Origin of the sequence: Bacillus sp. Xin1 (genome assembly GCF_013314535.1) — a bacterium.
GTDB lineage: Bacteria > Bacillota > Bacilli > Bacillales > Bacillaceae_G > Bacillus_A.
This window is the reverse complement of record NZ_JABUAE010000019.1, coordinates 19,979-44,737: the sequence shown is the minus strand read 5'-3', so window position 1 is coordinate 44,737 and position 24,759 is coordinate 19,979. Positions and strand designations below refer to the sequence as shown.

Here is a 24,759-nt window from a genome sequence, read left to right as displayed (position 1 = left end):
AGAGAGAAAGGAAGGGAAAGATGAAACTTTTTCATACAGCAGATTGGCATTTAGGAAAACTTGTTCACGGTGTATATATGACCGAAGATCAACGAATTGTTTTAGAGCAGTTCGTTCGAGCTGTACAAGAAGAAAAACCAGATGCCGTAATCATTGCAGGTGATTTATACGACCGAGCAATTCCACCGACAGAAGCAGTAGACTTATTAAATGAGGTATTACAAAAAATAGTGATTGATTTACAAACACCGGTAATCGCGGTAGCAGGGAATCATGATAGTCCAGACCGTATTCATTTTGGCAGTAGTTTAATGAAGAAACAAGGGTTACATATTGTGGGACAATTTCAATTTCCTTATGAACCAGTTGTTTTGCATGATGCGTATGGAGAGGTCCATTTTCATTTAGTACCATATGCTGACCCGAGTATTGTTAGACATGTGATGCAAAATGAAGATATTCGCTCGCATGATGATGCGATGCGTATTTTTATGAATGAACTTTCGGAAACAATGAATCAAAAAGCAAGACATGTATTTGTGGGACATGCATTTGTTACTTCTTCAGGTGAAGCAGAAGAAAATACGAGTGATGCAGAACGTCCTCTTTCAATTGGTGGTGCTGAATATGTTAATAGTCACTATTTTGACAAGTTTCATTACACAGCGCTTGGTCATTTACATCAAGCGCATTTTGTACGTAATGAAACAATTCGCTATTCAGGGTCACCACTTGCGTATTCCATTTCTGAAGAGCGACATAAAAAAGGGTATTATATTGTTGAATTAGATGAAACGGGACAAACCACAATAGAGAAGCGTTTATTTACACCTCGACGCCAAATGCGAACAGTAGAAGCGAAAATAGATGATTTATTAAAGCATCCGACAAGTGAAGATTACGTTTTCGTCAAATTATTAGATGAAAATCCTGTACTGCAGCCAATGGAGAAAGTTCGTTCTGTCTATCCAAATGCAATGCATGTTGAACGTTCTATGAAAAGAAGAGAATTTACAGAAGCAGATGAAATTGTTGTTTCTAGGCATAAAATGGATGACGTATCTCTTTTAAAAGCTTTTTATAAAGAAATGAAGGGGGCAGATTTATCAGAAGAGAAAGAATGTCTTTTCTTAGAAGTATTACAAACAGTGCAGGAACGGGAAGGTGAACGAAGATGAGGCCACTGCAACTTATTATGACGGCGTTTGGTCCTTATAAACAGCGAGAGATTATTGATTTCAGTGATTTAGGGGATCATCGCATTTTTGCAATTTCAGGAAATACAGGAGCGGGAAAAACGACGATATTTGATGCGATTTGTTATGTGTTATATGGGGAAGCGAGCGGAGAGGAACGTAGTGATACGAGTATGCTTCGCAGCCAATTTGCTGATGACAACGTATATACCAGTGTAGAATTAATCTTTCAATTGAAAGGTAAACAATATGAAATTAAAAGACAGCTTGGTCATAAAAAACAAGGGAATAAAACAGTTACTGGGCATGCTGTTGAGTTATATGAAGTAATAGGTGATGAGAAAGTTCCATGTGTGGACCGTTTTCATGTAACAGATGTGAACAAAAAGGTTGAAGATTTAATTGGACTTAGTAAGCATCAATTTAGTCAAATTGTTATGCTTCCGCAAGGAGAATTTCGAAAACTACTAACATCTGAAACAGAAAACAAAGAAGAAATTTTACGACGTATTTTTAAAACAGATCGCTATAAGTTAATGCGTGAATTATTGGATCAAAAACGGAAGCAGTGGAAAGACGTCTTGCAAGAAAAGCAAAAAGAAAGAGAACTATATTTTCGTAATGTCTTTAAGTTGCCGATTCGAGATGGTTCGTTGTTAGAAACATTGGTGCAGCAGGAACATGTTAATACCCATCAAGTAGTCGAAGCACTTGAACAAGAAACGAGTTGTTATGAAGCAGAAGTTGAGCAATTACAAGCGCAGCAAACAGTACAAACACAGCAATTAAAAGAAGTAGACAGTCGTTTTCATATAGCGAAGTCTGTTAATGAAAAGTTCAAAGATTTAGAGCAGAAACAAGAGCAACAAACAACTTTACAAGAGAATCGCACGCAAATAGAAATGCAGGAACAGCGTTTTAAACATGCAGAACAAGCAAAACGATTATTGCCATTCGAACAGTGGTATGAAGAAGCAGTGCAAAGTGAACAAAATGCTGAACAATTACTAAAGCAAATAGTTGTTAAGAAGGAAAAGACGACTGCAACCTTTGCACTTGCACAGGAGAAATATGAAGAATTAAAGGGCAGAGAGCCTGTACGTGAAGAGGCTAAGAAAAATGTACAGAGATTAGAAGAATTACAGCCAATTATTGCTTCATTGGCAGAGAAAAAATCAACATTGCAAAAGATAGAGCGTCAGAGTGAGCAGTTAAAAACAGGTATTCATAAGCTTGAACAACAGCTAGAAGGACAGATATCCCAAAAACAACAAATAGCTGGAGAACTGCAGCAGTTAGAAGTAGCACTTGAACAATATGTAGTAAAAGTAGAAGAACTAACAAATATGCGAGAAGATGCAAAAGTCTTAAAGCAAGCATATGACGTTTGGAAAGAAAAACAAACATATGAACAAGAAAAACAAACTGCTTATCAAAAAATGGAAATAGTTGTTAAATCGTATGAAGATATGGAACGCCGCTGGCTAAACGAACAAGCTGGTGTGTTGGCTCTTCATCTTCATGACGGGGAATCTTGTCCAGTATGTGGTAGCATGAATCACCCGAAGAAAGCTACAGAATTGGGAGATTCCATCGATGAGAAGCAGCTTAATGAACTGCGGGAAAATAAGAATGTTGCTGAAAAATTGCACGTTCAATTAGAAGAAAAATGGAATTTCTATCGCTTGCAGTATGAACAAGTAATAGAAGAAGTCGTGAAGCGTGGGTATCGCTCAGAAGAATTAGTTGAAACATATCGCGAATTGGTGCAAAAAGGAAAACAACTAGCAGCTGAAGTAAATGCATTAAAAGCAAGCGAAGAAAAGCGTAAACAATTGGCTTCAAATCTAAAAGGATTAGAAGAACAATTAGAAGAGTTACAGAAGCAAAAGCGTGAAGCAGAGGCTATGCAGCATCGCATCGAAATAGAATGCATAGAGCTTCGTACGTCTTATGAACATGATCAACAAAAAATCCCTGAAAGCTTGCAAACGTTAGCAGCATGGAAACAGCAGTATGACAATGTTGTTCAAGAGCTTCGTTTTATGGAAGATGAGTGGAAGAAAGTACAAGAAGCTTATCAACATTGGCAAAATGAAAATATACGTGTACAAGCTGAGTACGATGGGGCTGTGAAGCAAGTAACTCATACAAAAGAAAAGAAAGAAGAAACTTTACTTCGTTTTACGACAGAGCTAAAGCAAGGTGGATTTATTGATCAACAAGCTTATAAAGAAGCAAAATTAACAGATGTAGAAATGAAACATCTGCAAGAGCACATCCAAAAATACTATTCATCCCTTGAAGTATTAGCGAAACAAATTGAAGAATTAGCAAATGAATTAGAGGAGAAAGAATGGATAGATATTACGATTCTAGAAGAACAAGTGAAAGAACTAGAAATTCAACTTGATATTACAAAAGAAAAACGTCAGCGCGCTCAAAGTGCAGTTGCGTACATTTCTGATTTACATGAAAATATTAGACGAATTGATGAACAAATTCATGAAGAAGAAAAAGCTTTCCAAGAACTTGTTGATTTATACGAAGTAATGAAAGGGGATAACGAGAGCCGTATTTCCTTTGAACGATACATTTTAATTGAGTATCTAGAACAAATTGTTCAAATTGCTAACGAAAGACTTCGTAAACTATCAAATGGACAATTCTATTTAAAAAGAAGTGAACGAGTTGAAAAACGAAATCGTCAAAGTGGATTAGGATTAGATGTATATGATGCATACACAGGCCAAACGCGTGACGTAAAAACATTGTCCGGCGGAGAGAAATTTAATGCATCGCTTTGTCTAGCGCTTGGTATGGCAGATGTAATTCAAGCGTATGAAGGCGGTATTTCTATCGAAACGATGTTTATCGATGAAGGATTTGGCTCACTTGACGAAGAGTCACTAACAAAAGCAGTCGATGCATTAATAGACTTACAAAAATCAGGACGATTTATCGGTGTAATTTCGCACGTACAAGAGTTGAAAAATGCAATGCCGGCAGTGCTTGAAGTAACAAAGCAGAAGGATGGTTGTAGTCAGACGAGGTTTGTGGTGAAGTAACAGTCTCAATAGAGCAACCAAAATGTGATGAATTAGAAAGAAGTACTTACGAAACGGATTGAAAACTCCTTTGATATGATGGAACTTTTAGAACCAACAATTACATTTGAAGAAACGATTGTAAGAATATAAGGAAAAGAGTCAGCGTAGGCTGGCTCTTTTTTATACTTAGAAATATAATGTTTATTCTATTATAGGGGGGAGTATGTGAATGGAATTATGTTATTTAGAAAAGAAAGTAAGATTGTTACAAGTTAATAAAAAATGAAATTATATATTTCCAGGTGTTTTTTCAGAAATTTATTGAGAAAATATTTAATTTATAAAATAGTATTCCCTGTATTAAAAGGTAATATGTATAAATTTATCTAAAATATAGATAATTTATAGAGGGGGGTAAATCTTATTTTGAATTATTATTTTTAAAGAAAAAGACATTGAAAACACGTTTTTCATAGGTATTAGTATAGGAAAATAACAAAATATTTTATCTGAAAAGTAAAAAAAGATTGACAAGTATATTGAGAAACATTATCATTTCGATGTAACAAAAGAAAATGAAAATCATTATCAATTAATCAATTGTGATTATTATTTAGGATAGTGTGTAAAAAATTAAGATTTAAATACACTTGACTGATAAGTTTACTAAGTGTATTATTTTTTGTGAAAACATTAATTGATAATGATTATCAGTATTGATTAGTGTTTTCGATATGGGGTTCGTCTTTTGCAAGACAGAAGTATATAAGAATCTAATAGATTCTTGCAAAGAAAGGAATTGAGAATATGGACCTTAGAGAGTTTGATGGGAAAGTTGCTTTAGTTACTGGTGCAGCACAAGGAATTGGCGAGACTGTAGCAAATATGTTTGCGGAAAGAGGAGCAAAGGTTGCAGCGGTTGATAAAAATATTTTAGGTCTTAATAAACTTTCCGATTATCATGCAACAAGAGGCAGCTCGTTGAAAACATTCGCTTTAGACGTGAGTGATAGTTCCGCTGTGGAAGACACAGTAAATCAGATTGAGGATGCGATGGGGCCGATTGGTATTTTAATTAACGTTGCTGGTGTTTTGAAGATGAATGCAATTCATTCTTTAAGTGATGAAGATTGGGATAAGACGTTTTCTGTAAATGCTACAGGGGTGTTTTATGTATCCAGATCAGTAAGTAAACGTATGATGTCACGTAAATCAGGTGCGATTGTAACTGTAGGGTCCAATGCGGCGAGTGTACCGAGAATGGAAATGGCTGCTTATGTAGCATCGAAAGCTGCTGCAACGATGTTTACAAAATGTCTTGCTCTAGAGCTTGCGGAATATAATATTCGCTGCAATTTAGTTTCTCCTGGTTCAACTGAGACAGAAATGCAGCGCCTACTTTGGACAGATGAAAATGGGGCTGAAAAAATTATTGCAGGCTCACAAGATACATATAGATTAGGAATTCCATTAAAAAAAATAGCAACGCCTTTTGAGATTGCTGAAGCAGTTCTATTTTTAGCCTCAGATAAAGCAAGTCATATTACAATGCATAATCTATGCATTGATGGCGGTGCTACTTTAGGAATCTAAATTAAATATAGGAGGTTCAAAATAATGAATCATACAACTGCTTTAAAGGAGTTAGCAACAAAATTACTAGATGACTATAAAGCTGGATCTTCATTCTTTTTTGCTTCACCGTACCGCACAATACTTGCCGAGGGGACATTTGCTACGGTGAAAAATAGTCAGGTAGAAAATTTTCCTGAGCTGGTTCATGCTGTACTAAATAATGCGAAGCAAGCTGGGCACCATAATCCCATTGTTGTAGGAGCGCTACCTTTTGATCGTAGAAAGGCGGTACAGCTCGTTGTACCTCAAGAGAGCAGGCTAGCAGAACGTTTACAATTTGATTTTACAGATCGAATGCAGCAATCACCTGCACTTACATATGAAATGAACCCTATCCCGGCACCTGCAGAATATATGCGCGGTGTAGAGCAAGGAGTAGCGAAAATAAAGAGCGGTGACCTAAAAAAAATCGTTCTATCTAGATCACTAGATTTAAAATCTCCAGAAAAGGTTGATATTCAAAAACTACTTTGTGATTTAGCACAGCACAATAAACACGGGTATACGTTTGCAGTAGATTTACCGAAGAGTGAAGGAGGAGAGAATTGTGATGTTTCATCAAAGTGTAGTCGTACACTTATAGGAGCGAGTCCAGAGTTACTTGTTTCACGGAGTGGAATGCATGTCATTTCTAATCCACTTGCAGGATCTAGACCTCGTAGTGAGGATCCTGTAGAAGATAAAAGACGAGCAGATGAGTTGCTTTCTTCGGCTAAAGATTTACATGAACATGCTGTTGTTGTTGAAGCAGTAGCTGCAGCGCTTCGTCCGTACTGCCGCACATTACATGTTCCAGAAAAGCCAACATTAATAAATAGTGAAGTAATGTGGCATTTATCTACTGAAGTAAAAGGAGAATTACTTGATGCATCAGTGTCTGCGTTAGAATTAGCACTTGCACTTCATCCTACACCAGCAGTTTGTGGAACTCCGACAGAAGAAGCTCGTGAAGCTATTAACGAAATTGAACCGTTTGATCGAGAGTTTTTCACGGGAATGCTTGGGTGGAATGATTTGAATGGTGACGGTGAATGGATTGTTACGATTCGTTGTGCGGAAGTTGAAGAAAATTCTCTTCGTTTATTCGCAGGAGCTGGTATTGTTGCGGAGTCAAAACCTAAAGATGAATTAGCTGAAACATCAGCTAAATTTCGCACAATGCTTCGGGCTATGGGATTAAATGATGAATCTTTGAAATAGAAGTTATAGGGGGATAAATGATGTTAACAGGATGCCGTGAGTGGCCAAAAGAGTTTGCAAATCGATATAGAGAGAAAGGTTGCTGGCGCGGAGAGACCTTTGGAGAGATGCTGCGAGAGCGGGCGATGAGACATGGTGACCAGATTGCAGTGACAAGTGGCGAAAATCACTTAAGCTATAGTGAACTGGACAAAAGGGTGGATCGGTTAGCTGCAGGATTTCTAAATTTGGGAATTAAACAAACGGATCGAGTGGTTCTTCAGTTACCAAATATTGCTGAGTTTTTCGAAGTCTGCTTTGCGCTTTTTCGAATTGGTGCACTTCCAGTTTTTGCTTTGCCGTCACACCGAAGTAGTGAAATAAGCTATTTTTGTGAATTCGCTGAAGCGACTGCTTATATTATTTCTGATAAACAGCTTGGATTCGACTATCGAAAACTTGCAAGAGAAATAAAAGACAAAGTTCCAACGCTGCAACATGTAATTGTTGTAGGAGAGGCAGAGGAATTTGTAGGAATTTGTGATCTTTATATGAATCCGGTCAATCTGCCAGAAGTGAAATCTAGCGATGTAGCTTTCTTGCAATTATCAGGCGGAACAACAGGGTTATCTAAATTAATCCCAAGAACACATGATGACTATATTTATAGTTTAAGAGTGAGTGCTGAAATTTGTAAATTGGATCAAGGTAGTGTGTATCTTGCTGTCCTTCCAGTTGCACATAACTATCCCCTCAGTTCACCGGGGACTTTTGGAACGTTATATGCCGGAGGACGGATTGTTCTAGCTTCTGGGGGAAGTCCAGATGAAGCGTTCGCCCTTATTGAGAAGGAACGTGTCACAATTACAGCGCTTGTGCCACCCCTTGCAATGATATGGCTTGACGCAATAGCTTTACGCAATAATGATTTATCTAGCCTTCAAGTTTTACAGGTAGGTGGCGCAAAATTTAGCGCGGAAGTGGCCAAGCGTATACGTCCAGCATTCGGTTGTACATTACAACAAGTATTTGGTATGGCAGAAGGACTAGTAAATTACACAAGACTGGATGATCCAGAAGAAATCATTATTCATACGCAAGGAAGACCAATGTCAGAGTTTGATGAAGTTCGTGTGGTTGATAAAGATGATAATGATGTAGAACCTGGACAAGTTGGGAGTTTATTAACGCGTGGGCCATATACAATCCGTGGATATTACAAAGCTGAAGAACATAATGCGAAATCCTTTACTTCGGATGGTTTTTACCGCACAGGTGATCTTGTCAAAATAAATGGGCAAGGATATTTAGTAGTTGAAGGACGCGATAAGGATCAGATTAATCGTGGCGGAGAGAAAGTTGCAGCTGAAGAAGTTGAAAATCATCTGTTAGCTCATGCAGAGGTACATGATGTAGCAATTGTATCTATGCCAGATGATTATTTAGGGGAGCGTACTTGTGCTTTTGTAATAGCTCGTGGGCAAGCACCTACTGTCGGGGAGTTGAAAATGTTTTTAAGGAATCGAGGAATTGCAGCATACAAGATTCCAGATCGTATCGAATTTATCGAATCGTTTCCACAAACTGGTGTCGGAAAAGTGAGTAAGAAAGAATTACGAAAAGCAATTGCTGAAAAATTAACAACTACTATCAATTCATAGAGTTTAAATATTATTAATAATTCGGAAGGAAGTGATTAGATGGCTATTCCAGCTATCTCAGTATACCCAATGCCATTAGCGTCAGACTTACCAAGTAATAAAGTAACGTGGAAACCAGATCCAAAACGTGCGGTTCTTCTTATTCATGACATGCAAGAGTACTTTCTGGATGCATATCATGCAGAGGAGTCACCAAGGGTAGAACTGATTTCGAATATTCAATCTATCAGACAAACATGTAAGGAACTTGGTGTTCCTGTTGTTTATACTGCACAGCCAGGTGGACAAACGATAGAGCAAAGGGGATTATTACAAGATTTCTGGGGAGCGGGCATTCCTGAAGGGCCTCATAAGCAACAAATTGTAGATGAGCTCACTCCTGATGAGAATGATATTTTTCTTACAAAATGGCGATACAGTGCTTTTAAGAAAACAAATCTTCTAGAAATTTTACAGGAACAAGGGCGCGATCAGCTTATTATTTGCGGAGTGTATGCACATATCGGATGCCTTTTAACAGCATGTGAAGCATTCATGGACGGGATACAGCCATTCTTCATCGCTGATGCAGTTGCCGATTTTTCACAAGAACATCATAAACAAGCCATGCAGTATGCATCTGATCGATGTGCAGTGACTACAACGACAAGTTTATTAGTAGCAGATTTACAGAGTTTAACAAACACTTCTAAGGTAGAAGAAACTACAGAATTCACAATACAGTCAGTACGTGAACAAGTTGCTGAATTACTTCGTGAATCACCAGCAGATATTGGGGATGATGAAGATTTATTAAATAGAGGGCTGGACTCAGTTAGAATTATGAGTTTAGTAGAGAAATGGCGCCAAATAGGTGTAGAAGTCACATTTGCAGATTTGGCTGAGCGTCCAACAATTTATGAATGGTTTAATTTGTTATCCTCCAGAGAAGAAAAGGTGCTGTCAAATACAGATAAATAAAGGGGTAAATACGAATGTCTAATTGTCTAAAGGTTCGTCATTCATTATCAGGTGCGCAAACAGGTATGTGGTTTGCGCAGCAACTTGATCCAGAAAACCCAATTTATAATACGGGTGAGTACATAGAAATACATGGTTCAGTTGATGTAAAAACATTTGAATTAGCTGTGCGTAAGGTTGTAATGGAAGCTGAATCTTTACATGTCCACTTTGAAGAAGATGAGAAAGGACCATGGCAAGTTATCGATGCTTCTCCTGCATTTCATATGCATATTATCGATGTTAGTAAAGAAGAGAATCCTCAAAAAGCCGCTGAAACGTGGATGAAAGTAGATTTATCTACACCAGTTAATTTGAAAAAGGACAAGCTGTATACAGAGGCGCTCTTTAAAGTCGATTCTAATCGTTACTTCTGGTATCAGCGCATTCACCACATTGTGATGGATGGCTACGGTTTTTCGTTACTTGCAGAACGAGTAGCAAAAGTGTATACGGCATTTATGAATAATCAATCGTATGATGAGAGAACATTTGGTTCTTTACATTCCATTTTAGAGGAGGATGCTACATATCAAGCGTCAGAGCAATTTGAGAAAGATCGAAGCTTTTGGTTAGGACGATTCCAAGATCAACCAGAAGTAGTAAGTTTGGCGGAACGTGCTCCTAGAACATCAAAGGGATTTCTTCGCCAAACAGCGCGCTTGTCTCGTGTACATACAGAGTCGTTGCAAAAAGTTGCACATGGATGTACGGCAAATTGGCCGGATCTTATCATCGCTGCAACTGCTATCTATATACACAAGTTAACAAATACGGAGAATGTAATTTTAGGTTTACCAATGATGGGACGTTTAGGATCAGTGTCAATTAATACTCCTAGTATGGTTATGAATGTTGTTCCGCTTAGATTGTCTATAAGCTCTAATATGAGTTTTGCTGAAGTTGTAAAGCAGGTTTCTAATGAAATTCGTCATATACGTCTTCACCATAAGTATCGTCATGAAGAATTACGCCGAGACCTTAAATTATTAGGGGAAAACCAAAGATTATTTGGCCCAATCATTAATGTCATGCCATTTGATTATAGTCTAAGTTTTGCAGGAAGTTATGGTGTTAAACATAACCTTTCAGCAGGACCGGTTGATGACCTTTCAATAAATGTGTCAAACGAGTTTGGCGGAAATGGTTTAAGGATTAATTTTGATGCAAACCCTGAAGTATATAGCTTAGAAGAGTTATTCACTCATAAAAAGAGATTTATGAATATTCTAGAAAATATCGCGCATCTTCAGGTAGATTCACCGATTGGCAAACTAGAACTCTTACTTCATGAGGAACGTAAGCAAGTCTTAGTAGAGTGGAATCAAACTACGAAAGGAAGCTCATTCGTAAGTGTACCTGCTCTCATTGAAAAACAAGTAAGTAAATCTCCTGATTCTATTGCTGTAGTATGTGATGAATTAGAACTTACTTATAAAGAATTAAATGAACAGGCAAATCAACTTGCTCACTTATTGTTAGAACGGGGAGTTCAATCTCAACAATTTGTAGCGTTAGCATTTCCAAGATCTGTAGAGATGGTTATCGGTATGATCGCAGTTCTTAAGACAGGAGCAGCGTATTTACCAATTGACCCAGAATATCCAGAAGATCGAATTACATATATACTAGGTGATGCTCAGCCTACTTGTATCCTAACACATTCTTCTATTTTGGCTAATATACCGAATGAGGATCATATACAAAGAATTATATTAGATGATAAGGATACAAAAGAGGAGTTAAGAGGATATTCAAAAAATAATTTAGATTTATTTGATGGTGTATCACCTTTAAATCCTTCATACACAATTTATACTTCAGGTTCAACAGGAAGGCCAAAGGGTGTAGTTGTGCCGATGCAAAGTTTAAGTAACTTTTTATTGGCAATGCAAGATCAGTTTGCATTACATGTGAATGACCGCTTGTTAGCTGTTACAACTTTTGCATTTGATATTTCTGCTTTAGAAATTTATTTACCACTTATTAGTGGAGCAAGTGTTCAAGTTGCACAAAAAGAAACAGTTCAAGATTCTTCAGCTTTAACAGAGATCATCCAAAAGAAAGATATTACAATTATGCAAGCCACGCCAACACTTTGGCATGCGCTTGTAACAGATTATCCAGAAAAATTAATTGGACTTAAAGTTCTTGTTGGTGGTGAGGCGCTTCCATCGAATTTAGCGCCTCGGTTAAAAGAATTAAATTGTCATGTTACAAATCTTTATGGGCCAACCGAGACAACAATTTGGTCAACTTTTATGGATATGAATGAAGAAGAGAGTGATATACCTTCTATTGGAAGACCAATTTGGAATACAGAGGTGTATGTACTAGATGCAGGGTTACAACCAGTACCACCTGGAGTGGTAGGAGAACTGTATATTGCTGGTACGGGGCTTGCTAATGGATATTTAGGAAAACCAGAATTAACAGCTGAACGATTTGTTGCGAATCCATTTGGGAAACCTGGTACAAGGATGTATCGCACAGGTGACCTTGTTAAATGGCGTAAGGATGGTTCGTTAGATTATGTGAGCCGTGCTGACCATCAAATTAAGATTCGCGGATTCCGTATTGAGTTATCTGAAGTAGAAACTGTATTATCTCAGCACCCTCATGTGGAGCAAGTCGTTGTAATTGTTCGAGAAGATCAACCTGGTGATAAACGTTTGGTTGCTTACATTGTACCTGGTGCTGAAGGCAATCTTGATCTTGCAGAAATTCGAATATATGCAGCAGAGAGTTTACCAGGTTATATGATACCGGCAGCAATTATGATGATGCCTGAATTGCCATTGACACCAAACGGAAAGATTAATCGGAAAGTGTTACCAGCACCTGACTTTAATTTACTTGTTAGTGAACGCGTAGCTAGAAATCCACAAGAAGAAATTTTATGTGATTTATTTGCGGAAGTGCTTAGCTTAGCGCGGATTGGAATCGATGATAACTTCTTTGAAATAGGCGGACATTCTTTGTTAGCTGCCCAGTTAATGGGACGTATTCGTGAAACATTAGGTGTGGAATTAGGTATTGGAAAACTATTTGAATCACCTACAGTCGCTGAACTCGCTAAACAATTAGATAGGACGCAGAGTGCAAGGCCAGCTATTCAGAAGGTAGAGCGACCAAAAGAAGTACCGCTTTCTTTTGCACAGCGTCGTTTATGGTTCTTGAACTGCTTAGAAGGTCCGAGCCCAACTTACAATATTCCAGTAGTCATTCGAATGTCTGGTGAATTGAATCGAGAAGCTTTACAAGCTGCATTTTATGATATCGTCGATCGACATGAGACACTTCGAACTATTTTTCCTAACACGCTTGGTACGTCATATCAGCAAATTTTGGAGACTAATGAGGCAAATCCTACTTTAATTGTTACGCAGACTACTGATTCAGAATTACCTAAAGTACTTGCTGAAGCTGTAAGATATAGTTTTAATCTTGCAGAAGAGCCAGCTATCCGTATGGAGCTTTTTGAAATAAATCCGGATGAACATGTGTTACTTGTATTGTTGCATCATATTGTAGGGGATGGATGGTCATTAAATCCATTGTCAAGAGACATAGCAGCTGCTTACCAAGCACATTGTAAAGGTGAATCAGTTCAGTGGAAGTCACTTCCAGTACAGTATGTCGATTATGCCCTTTGGCAACAAGAACTATTAGGAAATGAGAGTTTACAAGATAGTCTTATTTCACAACAAATTGAGTTTTGGAAAGAAGAGCTGAAGGGATTACCCGATCAACTGGAGTTACCTACAGATTATCAACGTCCTGTGGAAACGAGTTATCGTGGAGAAACGATAGATTTTCATATGAATCCAGAGTTACATGAACGACTATTAGAGCTTGCTCGTAAAAATGGTGTTAGCTTGTTTATGGTGTTGCAATCCGGACTTGCTGCATTACTTACACGATTAGGAGCTGGAACGGATATTCCAATAGGCAGTCCAATTGCGGGACGCAGTGATGATGCGCTTGGAAATATTGTTGGATTGTTCGTAAATACACTTGTATTACGTACAGATACATCTGGAGATCCTAGCTTTAGTGAACTATTAAGTAGGGTACGTAAAGTTAACCTTTCGGCATATGAAAATCAAGATGTTCCGTTTGAAAGGCTTGTTGAAGTATTGAACCCTGTGCGTTCGAGAAATAGTCATCCGCTATTCCAAATTATGTTAGCCTTTCAAAACACACCAGAGGCTACACTTAATATACCGAATCTAGAAACGCATCTTGAGATTAAGAGTGTTGGTTCTTCGAAGTTTGATATGACGATAGAAATAAGTGAAAGTAGCACGTCTGAAGGTCAGCCAAATGGATTACATGGTTTACTTGAATTTAGTACAGATTTATTTAAGCGTGAGACAGCTGAAAAATTTGTGAGTCGTTTCATTCGTTTATTAGAAGATGCAGCAAAGGATCCAGAACAATCTATTGGACGTTTGGAAATTTTGGAGGAAGAAGAGCGTCGAACAATACTTGAAAAATGGAATGGTGGCTTTCAAATTGCTCCTGAAATGACTTTGCCGGAATTGTTTGAGAAACAAGTTCACTTAATGCCAGATGCAACCGCTATCGTATTTGAGGATACTACGCTCACTTATGAAGAGTTAAATAAGAGGTCGAATAAACTTGCACGTCTCTTAATTGAAAAAGGAGTAGGTCCAGAGCAATTGGTTGCTTTGGCGATGCCAAGATCTCTTGATATGGTCGTAAGTTTATTAGCAGTTTTAAAAGCGGGAGCAGGATATTTACCGCTAGATCCTGATTATCCATCAGACCGAATTTCATTTATGTTAAGTGATGCTAAGCCTGTTTGTATGATTACGAACAGGGAAGTGATAATAGAGATTGATGAGATCGAAGCGATTGTAGTAGATGATCCGAAAATAATTGAGACATTAAACAAATATAGTGAAGAGAATATAGAGAATGTGGAGCGAATACAGCCACTATCCCCTTTACACATTGCTTATGTAATTTACACATCAGGTTCAACAGGTAGACCAAAAGGTGTAATGATCCCTCATCAAAATGTTGTAAGGTTATTTGGAGCAACTGATCATTGGTTCCAATTTGATTCAAATGATATTTGGACAATGTTCCATTCTTACGCGTTTGATTTCTCAGTTTGGGAAATTTGGGGACCGTTACTGTATGGAGGGCATCTCGTTATTGTACCGCATACTGTGAGTCGTTCACCTAGGGAATTTTTAAATCTGCTTGTTCAAGAAAAGGTAACAGTTTTAAATCAGACACCATCAGCGTTTTACCAACTTATGCAGGCGGATCGTGAAAATGCCCAATTAGGGCAGAAGCTTTCTTTACGATATGTCGTTTTTGGAGGGGAGGCACTGGAATTAAGTCGCCTAGAAGATTGGTATAGTCGTCATCCAGAAAACGCACCTAAGCTTATTAATATGTATGGTATTACTGAAACAACTGTACACGTAAGCTATATCGAGCTAGATCAAAATATCGTATCTTTACGAGCAAATAGCTTAATTGGATGTAGTATACCAGACCTTAAAGTATACGTATTAGATAACTACTTACAACCTGTACTACCGGGAGTAGTGGGAGAAATGTATGTGGCAGGAGCAGGACTTGCCCGTGGATATTTAGGTCGTGCGGGTTTAACTGCAGAACGATTTATAGCAGATCCATATGGGAAACCTGGCACTCGAATGTATCGTACAGGAGATTTAGCACGTTGGCGTCAAGATGGCACATTAGATTATATGGGACGTGCAGATCATCAAATTAAGATTCGCGGTTTCCGAATTGAACTTGGTGAAATTGAAGCGGTTATAATGCAGCATCCTCACGTTGAACAAGTTGCTGTCATTGTACGTGAAGATCAGCCTGGTGATAAGCGCTTAGTCGCCTATATTGTTCCGTCAGAACATGTACACATTGATACAGCTGAAATGCGCCAATATGTAGGACTTAGCCTACCTGATTATATGGTGCCATATGCTTTCGTTATGATAAGTGAATTACCTTTAACTCCAAATGGTAAGTTAGATCGTAAAGCATTACCAGTACCTGAATTCACGGCATCTACTATAAGCCGAGGACCAAGAACACCAAAAGAGGAAATTTTATGTGAATTATTTACAGAAGTTTTGAATTTACCTCGAATTGGTATTGATGATGGTTTCTTTGATCTTGGTGGTCATTCCCTACTTGCTGTGCAGTTAATGAGCCGGATCAGAGAAGCGCTAGGAATTGAGTTAAGTATTGGTAGCTTATTTGCAGCGCCAACAATTGCAAGGCTTGCTGAAAGACTTGAGATGGGGACGAGTCAAAGTGCACTAGATGTAATCTTGCCATTAAGAACAAGTGGTGGTGAGCTACCTATGTTCTGTGTACATCCAGCAGGTGGCCTTAGTTGGTGTTATGCAGGATTAATGAGGTCTTTAGGAAGCGATCATCCAATTTATGGTGTACAGGCACGCGGTATTGCAAAAAGTGAAGAACTTCCAAAATCATTAGACGAAATGGCTGCTGACTATCTTGAGCACATTCGTGAAATACAGCCACATGGGCCGTACAGATTGTTAGGTTGGTCTCTTGGCGGAAATGTTGTTCATGCAATGGCAACACATTTGCAAAATCAAGGAGAAGAAGTTGAACTACTTGTCATGCTGGATTCTTATCCTGGTCACTTTTTACCGAATACAGAGGCACCTACTGAGGAAGAAGCGCTTATTGCATTACTTGCATTAGGAGGATATGATCCAGATAACATGGACGGGAAACCACTTGATATGGCAAATGCTATTGATATACTTCGCAGGGATGGTAGTGCATTAGCGAGTCTGGAAGAGGAAACAATTTTAAACTTGAAAGAAACATACGTAAATTCTGTTGGTCTTTTAGGAAAGTATGTTCCAAAACAATTCCATGGCAACATTGTATTCTTTAGATCAACTATCATACCAGAATGGTTCGATCCAATTTCTCCAGATACATGGCTTAACTATATCGATGGAGAAATTGAACAATATGATATTGATTGTCGCCATAAAGATTTATGTCAGCCAGGACCACTTACAGAAATCGGACAAGTATTAGCTAGTAGACAGCAAAGGGTGAAAGGGGTAAGTAAAGCATGACGAATCCATTTGAAAACGATAATTTTATGTATAAAGTGTTAGTAAATAAGGAAGGCCAGCATTCTGTCTGGCCAGCCTTTCTCGATGTACCAGCCGGGTGGGATGTTGTTCATGAACAAGATAGTAGGCAAGCTTGTCTTGCATATATCGAATTACATTGGGGTGATATGCAGCCCAAGAGTCTTCGTGCACTTGAATATGTTTCAGTAGGGGAGTAGTAATGAATTTGAAGTTGAATCCGAAAATTGTTGTTAGTGTTGTATATGTAACTGCGATGTTTATGGCTGCTATGGATGCAACGATTGTAAATGTAGCACTGCAAACGATTAGTCATGAACTACAAGTTCCAGCTTCAGCAATGGGGACAGTCAATGTTGGATACTTAGTAAGTCTAGCTGTATTTATACCGATTTCTGGATGGCTTGGAGATCGATTTGGTACAAAGCGGGTATTCCTAATTGCACTTTCTGTATTTACAGCTGCTTCCGCGTTATGCGGACTTGCTGATAATATTACCGCCTTAAATATATTCCGCGTTATACAAGGTGCTGGCGGAGGATTATTGACTCCAGTAGGAATGGCAATGTTATTTCGAACATTCTCACCACAAGAAAGACCGAAGATTTCTAGGTTTATAGTTTTGCCTATTGCTGTTGCGCCAGCAATAGGGCCAATTGTTAGTGGGTTCTTTGTTGATTATATGTCTTGGCGCTGGGCATTTTATATTAATTTACCGTTTGGAATAGTAGCTTTATTAATTGGTACGTTATTTTTAGTAGAGCATATTGAAAAAACTGCTGGGCGGTTAGATTTACCTGGTTTTATACTTTCCACACCAGGATTTGCAATGTTGATATATGCAATGAGTCAAGGGCCATCAAAAGGCTGGGATTCCTTAGAAATAATAGGGACAGGATTGGGTGGACTTTCGCTTATTATTCTCTTTGTATTTGTTGAACTTCGTGTGAAGCAGCCAATGCTAGATTTACGTTTGCTACAAGATCGTTTATTTCGGAATATGAGTCTCATTTCATTATTTTCAGCCGCTGGATTACTGGGCATGTTATTTATATTCCCGCTTATGTATCAAAATGTGTTACATGCATCAGCACTGGAAACAGGGCTCACTACATTTCCAGAAGCAATTGGACTTATGATTTCTTCACAAATAGTGCCTTGGTCGTATAAAAGGCTTGGACCACGTAAGCTAATCTCTCTTGGATTGTTGTGCTCAGCAATCATATTTGTTGTATTAAGCTTCGTGAATCAGGAGACAAACCCTTGGGTGATTCGAATGTTATTATTCGGCATAGGATTTTTCTTAGGTCATTCTGTAGGAGCTGTGCAATTTTCAGCTTTTAACAATATTTATCCATCTTCAATGGGGAGAGCGACAACCATTTTTAATGTGCAAAATCGTTTAGGTTCTGCCATTGGTGTTGCGATTCTTGCGAGTCTTCTAGCTGCTTTTGGAAATCATAATGTAAGTGAAGCTGGAAATGAGAGTGCTAGTATTGTAGCGTATCAAATCGCTCTAATTGGTGCAGCTATATTTCTATGCATTGCATTATTGTTTGCATTACGTATTCGTGAAGCAGATGCAATAGTTACAGCAAAGAAAAAAGCGGCAGTCCAATCAAATGAATCTCATTCAAAAGCAGTTGCAGGTGAATAACGGAGAAGGATCTGCCCAGGTGTAATAATAAATATTGATAGGTTTCTCTATTACAGTAGCAATAATAAAGTGAAACTTTAATCAGTTGGGGATGAATCCTCTCCAACTGATTATCAGCCCTAACGAATTGGGCTTTTACGGGCAGTTGACCACTTATCTAACTTCTTTGCTTTTGCTGAATTTGGAAGCGAAGGTCTTACTGCCCGTTAATACGGGATAAAAAGTTAGAAGAGGAATCGCTAGTAAAGCTATTTGTTGAAAGACTAGAATAGATTTCATACTTTTCTTAGTGTGAGTATTGGATATGAAAAGGGGAGAGTTTTTATGAAAGATTGGGAGATTGTAGATTCAGTACCAAAGCTAAGAAGCCATCATTGCCAAGTATGGTGGGCTCGAATTTCAGACTTGCAACCTTGGCACTATGATTTACTAAATGACACCGAGCGCGAGAAAGCAAACTTGTTCCATCAGCCTGGGGATCGAGCAAGATTTATGATTGGATGTGCAATTAGTCGATTGGTACTGGGAAAACAACTCGCAATGTCCCCTCTTCAAGTACCCATCGATCGAACCTGTCCAGTTTGTAAGTTAGCACACGGACGCCCGCAATTACCTGTAGGTATGCCGCAATTATCTGTGTCGCATTCAGGAGAACGAATTGCTGTTGCGTTTACAACGTCCGCAGCTGTCGGCATAGATGTGGAACAAATAAATTCTAATATTGATGTGCTTAAAATGGCAGTAGGAGTATTAACAGATATAGAAATTGCTCAGCTAGAAAAACTGCCGATTGAAAGCAAAGTTGAAGGGTTTTTAACATATTGGACACGGAAGGAAGCGATACTCAAGGCGACTGGAGAAGGATTAATGATATCACCTTCTCATCTGACTGTATCAACTCCAGATTATTTACCAGAACTACTTGTTTTTCAGGATAAGCCAGAGCTTGTTGGAACTACAAATTTGATGGATTTGCGACCTGGTTCAGGCTATGTTGCTTCAATGGCTTTATTAAACAAAGATATAACAGAAATAAGGCAGTTTGATGCAGGGACACTTTTGCAAAGTAGTAGATTTCTTACACATAAATGAGCAGTAACTGATTAGTTAATGGAAGTTTGTATCGATAATAGAACCGATACCTACCATAGTCGTTTTCATATGAAGTAACTTTAAGAATATGTTCCGTCTGAGTTAATACAAGATTATATAAATATAGAAGAGGTGTTAGTCATGTTAGTAGTGGAAAATAAAAAAAGAGAATTGGCTGATGCTGCAGTAGTTAAAGTGGTTAAAGATCTATTGTTTTCTAAAGAAACGCCATTTATTGCAGCTTTAGAAAAGATTGTGAAAGATACGGTTCAGTTTAATGTTGTGGAACAAGAAATGATAGATCGAAAATATATTCCAAAAGAAGCGAAAAGCTTTTTTGATAAAAATGGAACATTTATTTACAGAGTTTCGTCTGTTAGCTATAAGGAGAAGGTGTTATCTGAAAATCTAATTTTTGCTGATACTTCACTTTTACCAATTGAAATTGTTAAAGAATTAGAAATTGGAGACGTACCAATTGAAAAACTAATTGAGGAAATGGACATAAGAAAAAATATGTTATACCAAGGGTATCAACCTTCTGGAAACATTATTGAACTGTTTGATGGGTGCTTATTACAATCTAGTATATACCCTACGAGAAAATATCAAATTGTAAGTAACTGTAGATGCATATTTTATATTTGTGAAGTATATCATGCAGACAATATATATGCGGTTATGAAATAAAATAATAAACCAGCCTAATTGGCTGGTTTATTATTATTTTACAGCTTCTTTTAACTCTTTTCCTGCTTTAAAGGCTGGGACCTTCCCAGCTGCAATTTGAATTTCTTCACCTGTTTGAGGATTTCGTCCTGTACGAGCCGCTCTTTCACGTACCTCGAATGTTCCAAAACCGATAAGTTGTACCTTATCACCAGTTTGTAAAGCATTCGTAATTGCATCAAATACAGATTGGACAGCTACTGAAGCTTCTTTTTGTGAGATATCGGCTGTTTGAGCCACATTTTTAATTAATTCAGTTTTGTTCATTTTTTTCACCTCATATAAATATTTTTGTCTAGGTTTGTTTTTGTAATGAGTGATAGGATGTAGCAATATTGTTGAAAGCATTGATAGAATCACATTGTTATCTTAAGTTCGGTGAAAGAAGCGGAATCCCTGCAAAGCACTGATGAATTTATTTTTATCTCCCACCTAACTTCTTTGCTCCCGCCGAATTTTGAGGTGGGAGTATTACTGCCCGTTAGTGCGGGATAAAAATGTTTTTTCAATCCTCCTCATTTCTCGTAATACTTTAGCTACTTTATTTTGACTATAGGAACTTAAATAGTAGGTAGTTCCATATATTGTTACTTGTTGAATGGGTCAAGTCCTTTTTAGACAGCCTCTTGTTACATTAATCAAGAATTTTCATTTAGGCTTAGAATTTTTTTGGTAATTTCATTTCTTTCAGTACTTGTAAAAGTCATTAGTTTTGGAGGTGAAGGGAGGTTGAAATTCACATGAGAATGAGATAATTCAAAAAGAAAAGTACCAATTAATTGTTTATTTTGGTTTTCAATGACAATCCAAAAGATACGCTTTTCATGATCAGGCGTTCCCCATTTTGCTTTTTCAATAGAATTTCTAAAATTTAAGCACCCACCAATAATAAAGTCATCTTCTTTTGTTTTTTCAGCAGACTGAAAACCTGCTTTCTTAAGCTCTTTCCATGCTGGAGGAAGTAGTTTATCTAAGTACATACCATACGTGGCATCTTCATATTTCGGAAATAATTTTTGGAGTTCCTCAATGGTATTTGCAAGAACTTCTTCCCAATGGTCCTTTAGATAACTAGATACTTTTTGTCCTAACTCTTCAATTGACATTTCGGGTTGAATGTTTAATTTTGACACTTAGATCCCTCCATCATTTTTTATCACTTACTCCCTAATCTTATAACATTAAAGCCAATTGTAAAGTTTTCAATTGTATATACTTATTTTAGAGGGAATTAAATGATAAACTTTATAATAAATTTAATGTTGATAGGGATGAAAAAGAATGAAGAGTAATATAAGGCCTATTGATATTGCGAAAAGGTTAAATTTAAGTACTAGCACTTTAAGAAGTTACGAAACAAGGGGGATTATCCCACCGACAGAAAGGTTGGGTACAGGATATCGAATCTATACGGAGGAACATTTAGCATATTTTGAATGTATAGTAGCCATGTCACCCGGGTTTGGAATGGAGATAACAACAGCTGTATTAAAAAAACTGCAACAAAAAAATCTGAATTCTGCACTCTGGATAATCAACGAGATACAAGCAGTTACCTATCAAGAAAAAGAGTTAGCTACTAGAATAATAAAAGACCTAAACAATATGGTTGATTCTCAATCGATAGCAAATAACCTAATGACGATTGGAGAAGTAGCAAATAAAGCAAAAATTTCTACTTCTACTATACGATATTGGGAAAAAGAGAGATATGTTAATTCAAAGAGAGGTGAAAATAATTATCGTTACTTTAATTCATATCAGTTTATTAAAATTTTGTTAATGAAGCTTACACAAAACGCTGTGTATTCACACGAAATTGTTCAATTAAAAAAATCTATTAGAAATTTGGAGGAATACAATATTGAAGGGGCAAAAAGCATTGTCGAGGAGTACCAACAGCATTTAAATAAACGGAATCAAGAACAGTTACATGGACTATACTTTTTGTATCGATTATGTGCAAAGTTAGGATTAAAATAACTAAGAAAATAAAATGTATAATTTTTCGTTTCGAAAATATAACTTATCTATATTTGGAATATATCGATATATTTGTATAAGTTTTGAAATGTATATTTTGATGTTTAATCTAAATCTAATTTAGAATATTTTGTATTAACATCCCTTTTCGGGGGTTGGGCAAAAACATCCAACATGGATTAATCAGTCTTTTTAATATCCCGATTTGCTTAGCGTGTTTTTTTCCGAAATGCTGGCGGGTACCCCATCGCTATCAAGCTAAGAAATACAAATACCTCCAAAACGAGAAAATTGACATCTTCATGTGAAAATGTACAATTTTTTGGTTTTGGGGTGTTATAAAATTCTTAAGTTGATGGGCGTGAGGTACAGCCAACAAAACGCGAATTTTGTACGCTAAGCAAATTTTCATTTGAAACAGTCGAATTCTCGTACACTAAGGATTCGACTGTTTTAGATTGAATTATTCGACTAAAGCTCCCGATAATACAATAAGATTCATCATATAATTAATTATTGTTTATCAAAAGAAATTAAATAAATTCCTTACATGCCCAAGCGTCTACCTCTACTTTAAATACAGGAGCTGCTAACGCCACTACATAAATCATAGTAGTACAAGGAAGATGTTCACCTAGAAAATCTCCTATAATTTTTCTTCTCTTATCTGTATTAAAATCACCTACTAAATAAAATACCATCTTCGTTAAATCTCCTACGTTCATATTAGCAGCCTCAAGATTTCTTCTAATATTATCTAGAGCTAATTGTAACTGCTCCAATGGATCATCTGGAACCATTCCATCTATTTCTATGCCTAATTGACCTGATAATGTGAGCCATTTATTGGGACCTGTTACTTCTATTTGATGTACATATGGTGCTACTGGTTTATGTACTGTTTCTGGATTTTGGGATTTCTTCAACTAGAATCATTCCTTTGCTGAAATTTTATAATAATCTAAATTATTATATCAGTTTTCTGAGTGTGGTGTTAACTCGCCTTGTTAGTTAAATTATATTTCTTCATAATTTTTTTGTAACATATTTATCCAATTTATTTTCTCTAAAAGTACCGAAAACGACCATTTTTGTTACAAGGGGTTATACCAAAATATAAAGTCAAGTAAATTCACAATCAAGTTGTAACAAAAATATGTAACAATATCTATTAATAAACGTTTTTGATACAATAAAAATAAAAACAGGAAGAATTATATGAAATTTGGCTATATGCGAGTATCTACAATTGATCAGAATTTAGATCGACAAGAACAGCAACAAAAAGAGGCTGGTTGCGAACGAATCTTTTTTGAAAAAGTGACTGGGACAGAGTAGAAATAATATATCATTATTTGTTACTTTGTCCCTGGTTACAGCAACGCTGGTACCGGGCCTTTTAATCAAACATTCTTCTAAATCAACAAATAACGTATTAGACGATTAAAAACGTATAATACGAAAGGGGGATAGATTTAGTAAGGGTTTTGTCTATATGAGACACCCCCTCACTAAAGATAAATTATGATTATTCGTATAAATCCAGACGAAATCATCTTAATTCGACAACATGACCATGGTTTTTTGGCGGGAGAATTTGCAAAAAACTTTAGAAAAGATGTATTTGAAGACAAAACATATTTAAAAGAGTGTATTGATGCGATTTATGAACATGATAGAGGATGGATTGGCTTAGATAAAACACCAATTTGGAATGATGTAGAAGGTGTGCCGTATACGTTTATGGATTGTCCGAGCTCTTTGCGTTTTGTTTTTTATACGTTAGGACTTAATGAGATTGAAAATGAAAACCCTTATGGTGCTATATTGTGTAGTAAACATTTTATATCATTTCCTCTTAATCAAGAAGATAAGGAAATGGTGAATTTCTATAAGCAGGAATTAGATCGCCAAAAGAAATTTTTGAAAACGCTAACAAAAGAGCGGCACGCCATGTTTGATAAGCATTATAAACTTTTGAAGTTTTGTGACGAGTTATCTTTATATGTTTGTATGAATGAACCTGGTGTAACGAAAAAAGAAGAAATTGATTTATTTAAAGAAGGGTTTGAAGGGACTGAAATTTTTAACACTGTTACCGATAAACCGTATACAGCTGAGTGGATAGATAACGAAAAAATCCGAATTATACCGTTTCCATTCGAATCAGAATGTAAGACACATGTAAGATATAAATCTATACAAAAAAATAGAATAGAGGAAATTGGTATTGTTAAAGCGGATGCGGAAGCCGAATTTCAAAGGCAAGAGTTACATTTTGTACGGTAATATCATATCTAGTCATAAAACATATGAGTAAATGGTAGACATTCATCCTTCCAGAATTGATAAACAGAAACAAGACATAGAAGGTTTACATACATATATACAATCCCTATAAAGGGTATACCAATTTTATATGAGATA

General features: G+C 36.9%; 16 protein-coding genes and 2 pseudogenes. 15 read left to right on the top strand and 3 right to left on the bottom strand.

The genetic code is table 11. The features are described 5' to 3' along the window. Positions 1–20 precede the first annotated feature (20 nt). From HRG09_RS16770 to HRG09_RS16720, 11 genes are all read left to right on the top strand, one after another. Positions 21–1,178, top strand: coding sequence for an exonuclease SbcCD subunit D (locus HRG09_RS16770; RefSeq protein ID WP_174102045.1), 1,158 nt, complete (start codon positions 21–23; stop codon positions 1,176–1,178). Next, complete coding sequence (locus tag HRG09_RS16765) at positions 1,175–4,264, top strand: AAA family ATPase (RefSeq protein WP_174102044.1); 3,090 nt, start codon at positions 1,175–1,177, stop codon at positions 4,262–4,264. Before HRG09_RS16770 ends, HRG09_RS16765 begins: the two co-directional genes overlap by 4 nt. Positions 4,265–5,053: 789 nt before the next feature. Next, positions 5,054–5,839, top strand: a complete 786-nt coding sequence (locus HRG09_RS16760) for a 2,3-dihydro-2,3-dihydroxybenzoate dehydrogenase (protein WP_174102043.1) — start codon at positions 5,054–5,056, stop codon at positions 5,837–5,839. 24 nt (positions 5,840–5,863) lie between these two features. Continuing rightward, the gene (gene dhbC, locus HRG09_RS16755; RefSeq protein ID WP_174102042.1) at positions 5,864–7,081 is read left to right on the top strand and encodes an isochorismate synthase DhbC; all 1,218 of its coding nucleotides are present in this window, start codon (positions 5,864–5,866) and stop codon (positions 7,079–7,081) included. 20 nt (positions 7,082–7,101) lie between these two features. After that, positions 7,102–8,721, top strand: a complete 1,620-nt coding sequence (locus HRG09_RS16750; RefSeq protein WP_174102041.1) for a (2,3-dihydroxybenzoyl)adenylate synthase — start codon at positions 7,102–7,104, stop codon at positions 8,719–8,721. Between the two features lie 39 nt (positions 8,722–8,760). Further along, complete coding sequence (locus HRG09_RS16745; RefSeq protein ID WP_174102040.1) at positions 8,761–9,681, top strand: isochorismatase; 921 nt, start codon at positions 8,761–8,763, stop codon at positions 9,679–9,681. 14 nt (positions 9,682–9,695) lie between these two features. Further along, positions 9,696–16,853 (top strand): amino acid adenylation domain-containing protein, encoded by a 7,158-nt coding sequence (locus tag HRG09_RS16740; RefSeq protein WP_174102039.1) that lies wholly within the window; start codon positions 9,696–9,698, stop codon positions 16,851–16,853. Further along, positions 16,850–17,071 (top strand): MbtH family protein, encoded by a 222-nt coding sequence (locus HRG09_RS16735; protein WP_174102038.1) that lies wholly within the window; start codon positions 16,850–16,852, stop codon positions 17,069–17,071. The genes HRG09_RS16740 and HRG09_RS16735 overlap by 4 nt, the downstream gene beginning before the upstream one ends. A 2-nt stretch (positions 17,072–17,073) precedes the next feature. Continuing rightward, complete coding sequence (locus tag HRG09_RS16730; RefSeq protein ID WP_174102037.1) at positions 17,074–18,528, top strand: MDR family MFS transporter; 1,455 nt, start codon at positions 17,074–17,076, stop codon at positions 18,526–18,528. A 324-nt stretch (positions 18,529–18,852) separates the two neighbouring features. Then, positions 18,853–19,620 carry a 4'-phosphopantetheinyl transferase family protein gene (locus HRG09_RS16725; protein ID WP_174102036.1) on the top strand — a complete coding sequence of 256 codons (768 nt, stop codon included), beginning with the start codon at positions 18,853–18,855 and terminating at the stop codon, positions 19,618–19,620. Positions 19,621–19,761: 141 nt separating this feature from the next. Then, positions 19,762–20,310, top strand: coding sequence for a cold-shock protein (locus tag HRG09_RS16720; RefSeq protein ID WP_174102035.1), 549 nt, complete (start codon positions 19,762–19,764; stop codon positions 20,308–20,310). Positions 20,311–20,343: 33 nt separating this feature from the next. Here the strand turns inward: HRG09_RS16720 and HRG09_RS16715 are convergent, their stop codons facing one another. Both HRG09_RS16715 and HRG09_RS16710 read right to left on the bottom strand, forming a co-directional pair. After that, positions 20,344–20,616, bottom strand: a complete 273-nt coding sequence (locus tag HRG09_RS16715) for an HU family DNA-binding protein (protein WP_017149588.1) — start codon at positions 20,614–20,616, stop codon at positions 20,344–20,346. A 371-nt stretch (positions 20,617–20,987) separates the two neighbouring features. Continuing rightward, positions 20,988–21,482 (bottom strand): DUF6022 family protein, encoded by a 495-nt coding sequence (locus tag HRG09_RS16710; protein ID WP_174102034.1) that lies wholly within the window; start codon positions 21,480–21,482, stop codon positions 20,988–20,990. A gap of 148 nt (positions 21,483–21,630) precedes the next feature. Between HRG09_RS16710 and HRG09_RS16705 the strand changes: the two genes are divergently transcribed. Beyond that, the gene (locus tag HRG09_RS16705; protein ID WP_217448074.1) at positions 21,631–22,332 is read left to right on the top strand and encodes a MerR family transcriptional regulator; all 702 of its coding nucleotides are present in this window, start codon (positions 21,631–21,633) and stop codon (positions 22,330–22,332) included. Positions 22,333–22,865: 533 nt separating this feature from the next. Here the strand turns inward: HRG09_RS16705 and HRG09_RS16700 are convergent. Continuing rightward, positions 22,866–23,258, bottom strand: coding sequence for a RidA family protein (locus tag HRG09_RS16700; RefSeq protein WP_174102033.1), 393 nt, complete (start codon positions 23,256–23,258; stop codon positions 22,866–22,868). Positions 23,259–23,550: 292 nt separating this feature from the next. Between HRG09_RS16700 and HRG09_RS16695 the strand changes: the two are divergent. From HRG09_RS16695 to HRG09_RS29525, 3 genes and pseudogenes are all read left to right on the top strand, one after another. Further along, positions 23,551–23,667 (top strand): annotated as a pseudogene (locus tag HRG09_RS16695) (recombinase family protein); the annotation flags it as partial. Positions 23,668–23,856: 189 nt separating this feature from the next. Continuing rightward, positions 23,857–24,621 carry a DUF3891 family protein gene (locus HRG09_RS16690; RefSeq protein ID WP_174102032.1) on the top strand — a complete coding sequence of 255 codons (765 nt, stop codon included), beginning with the start codon at positions 23,857–23,859 and terminating at the stop codon, positions 24,619–24,621. Further along, a pseudogene (locus HRG09_RS29525) lies at positions 24,617–24,730 on the top strand (MBL fold metallo-hydrolase); the annotation flags it as partial. The gene HRG09_RS16690 and the pseudogene HRG09_RS29525, both read left to right, overlap by 5 nt. Between the last annotated feature and the right edge of the window lie 29 nt (positions 24,731–24,759).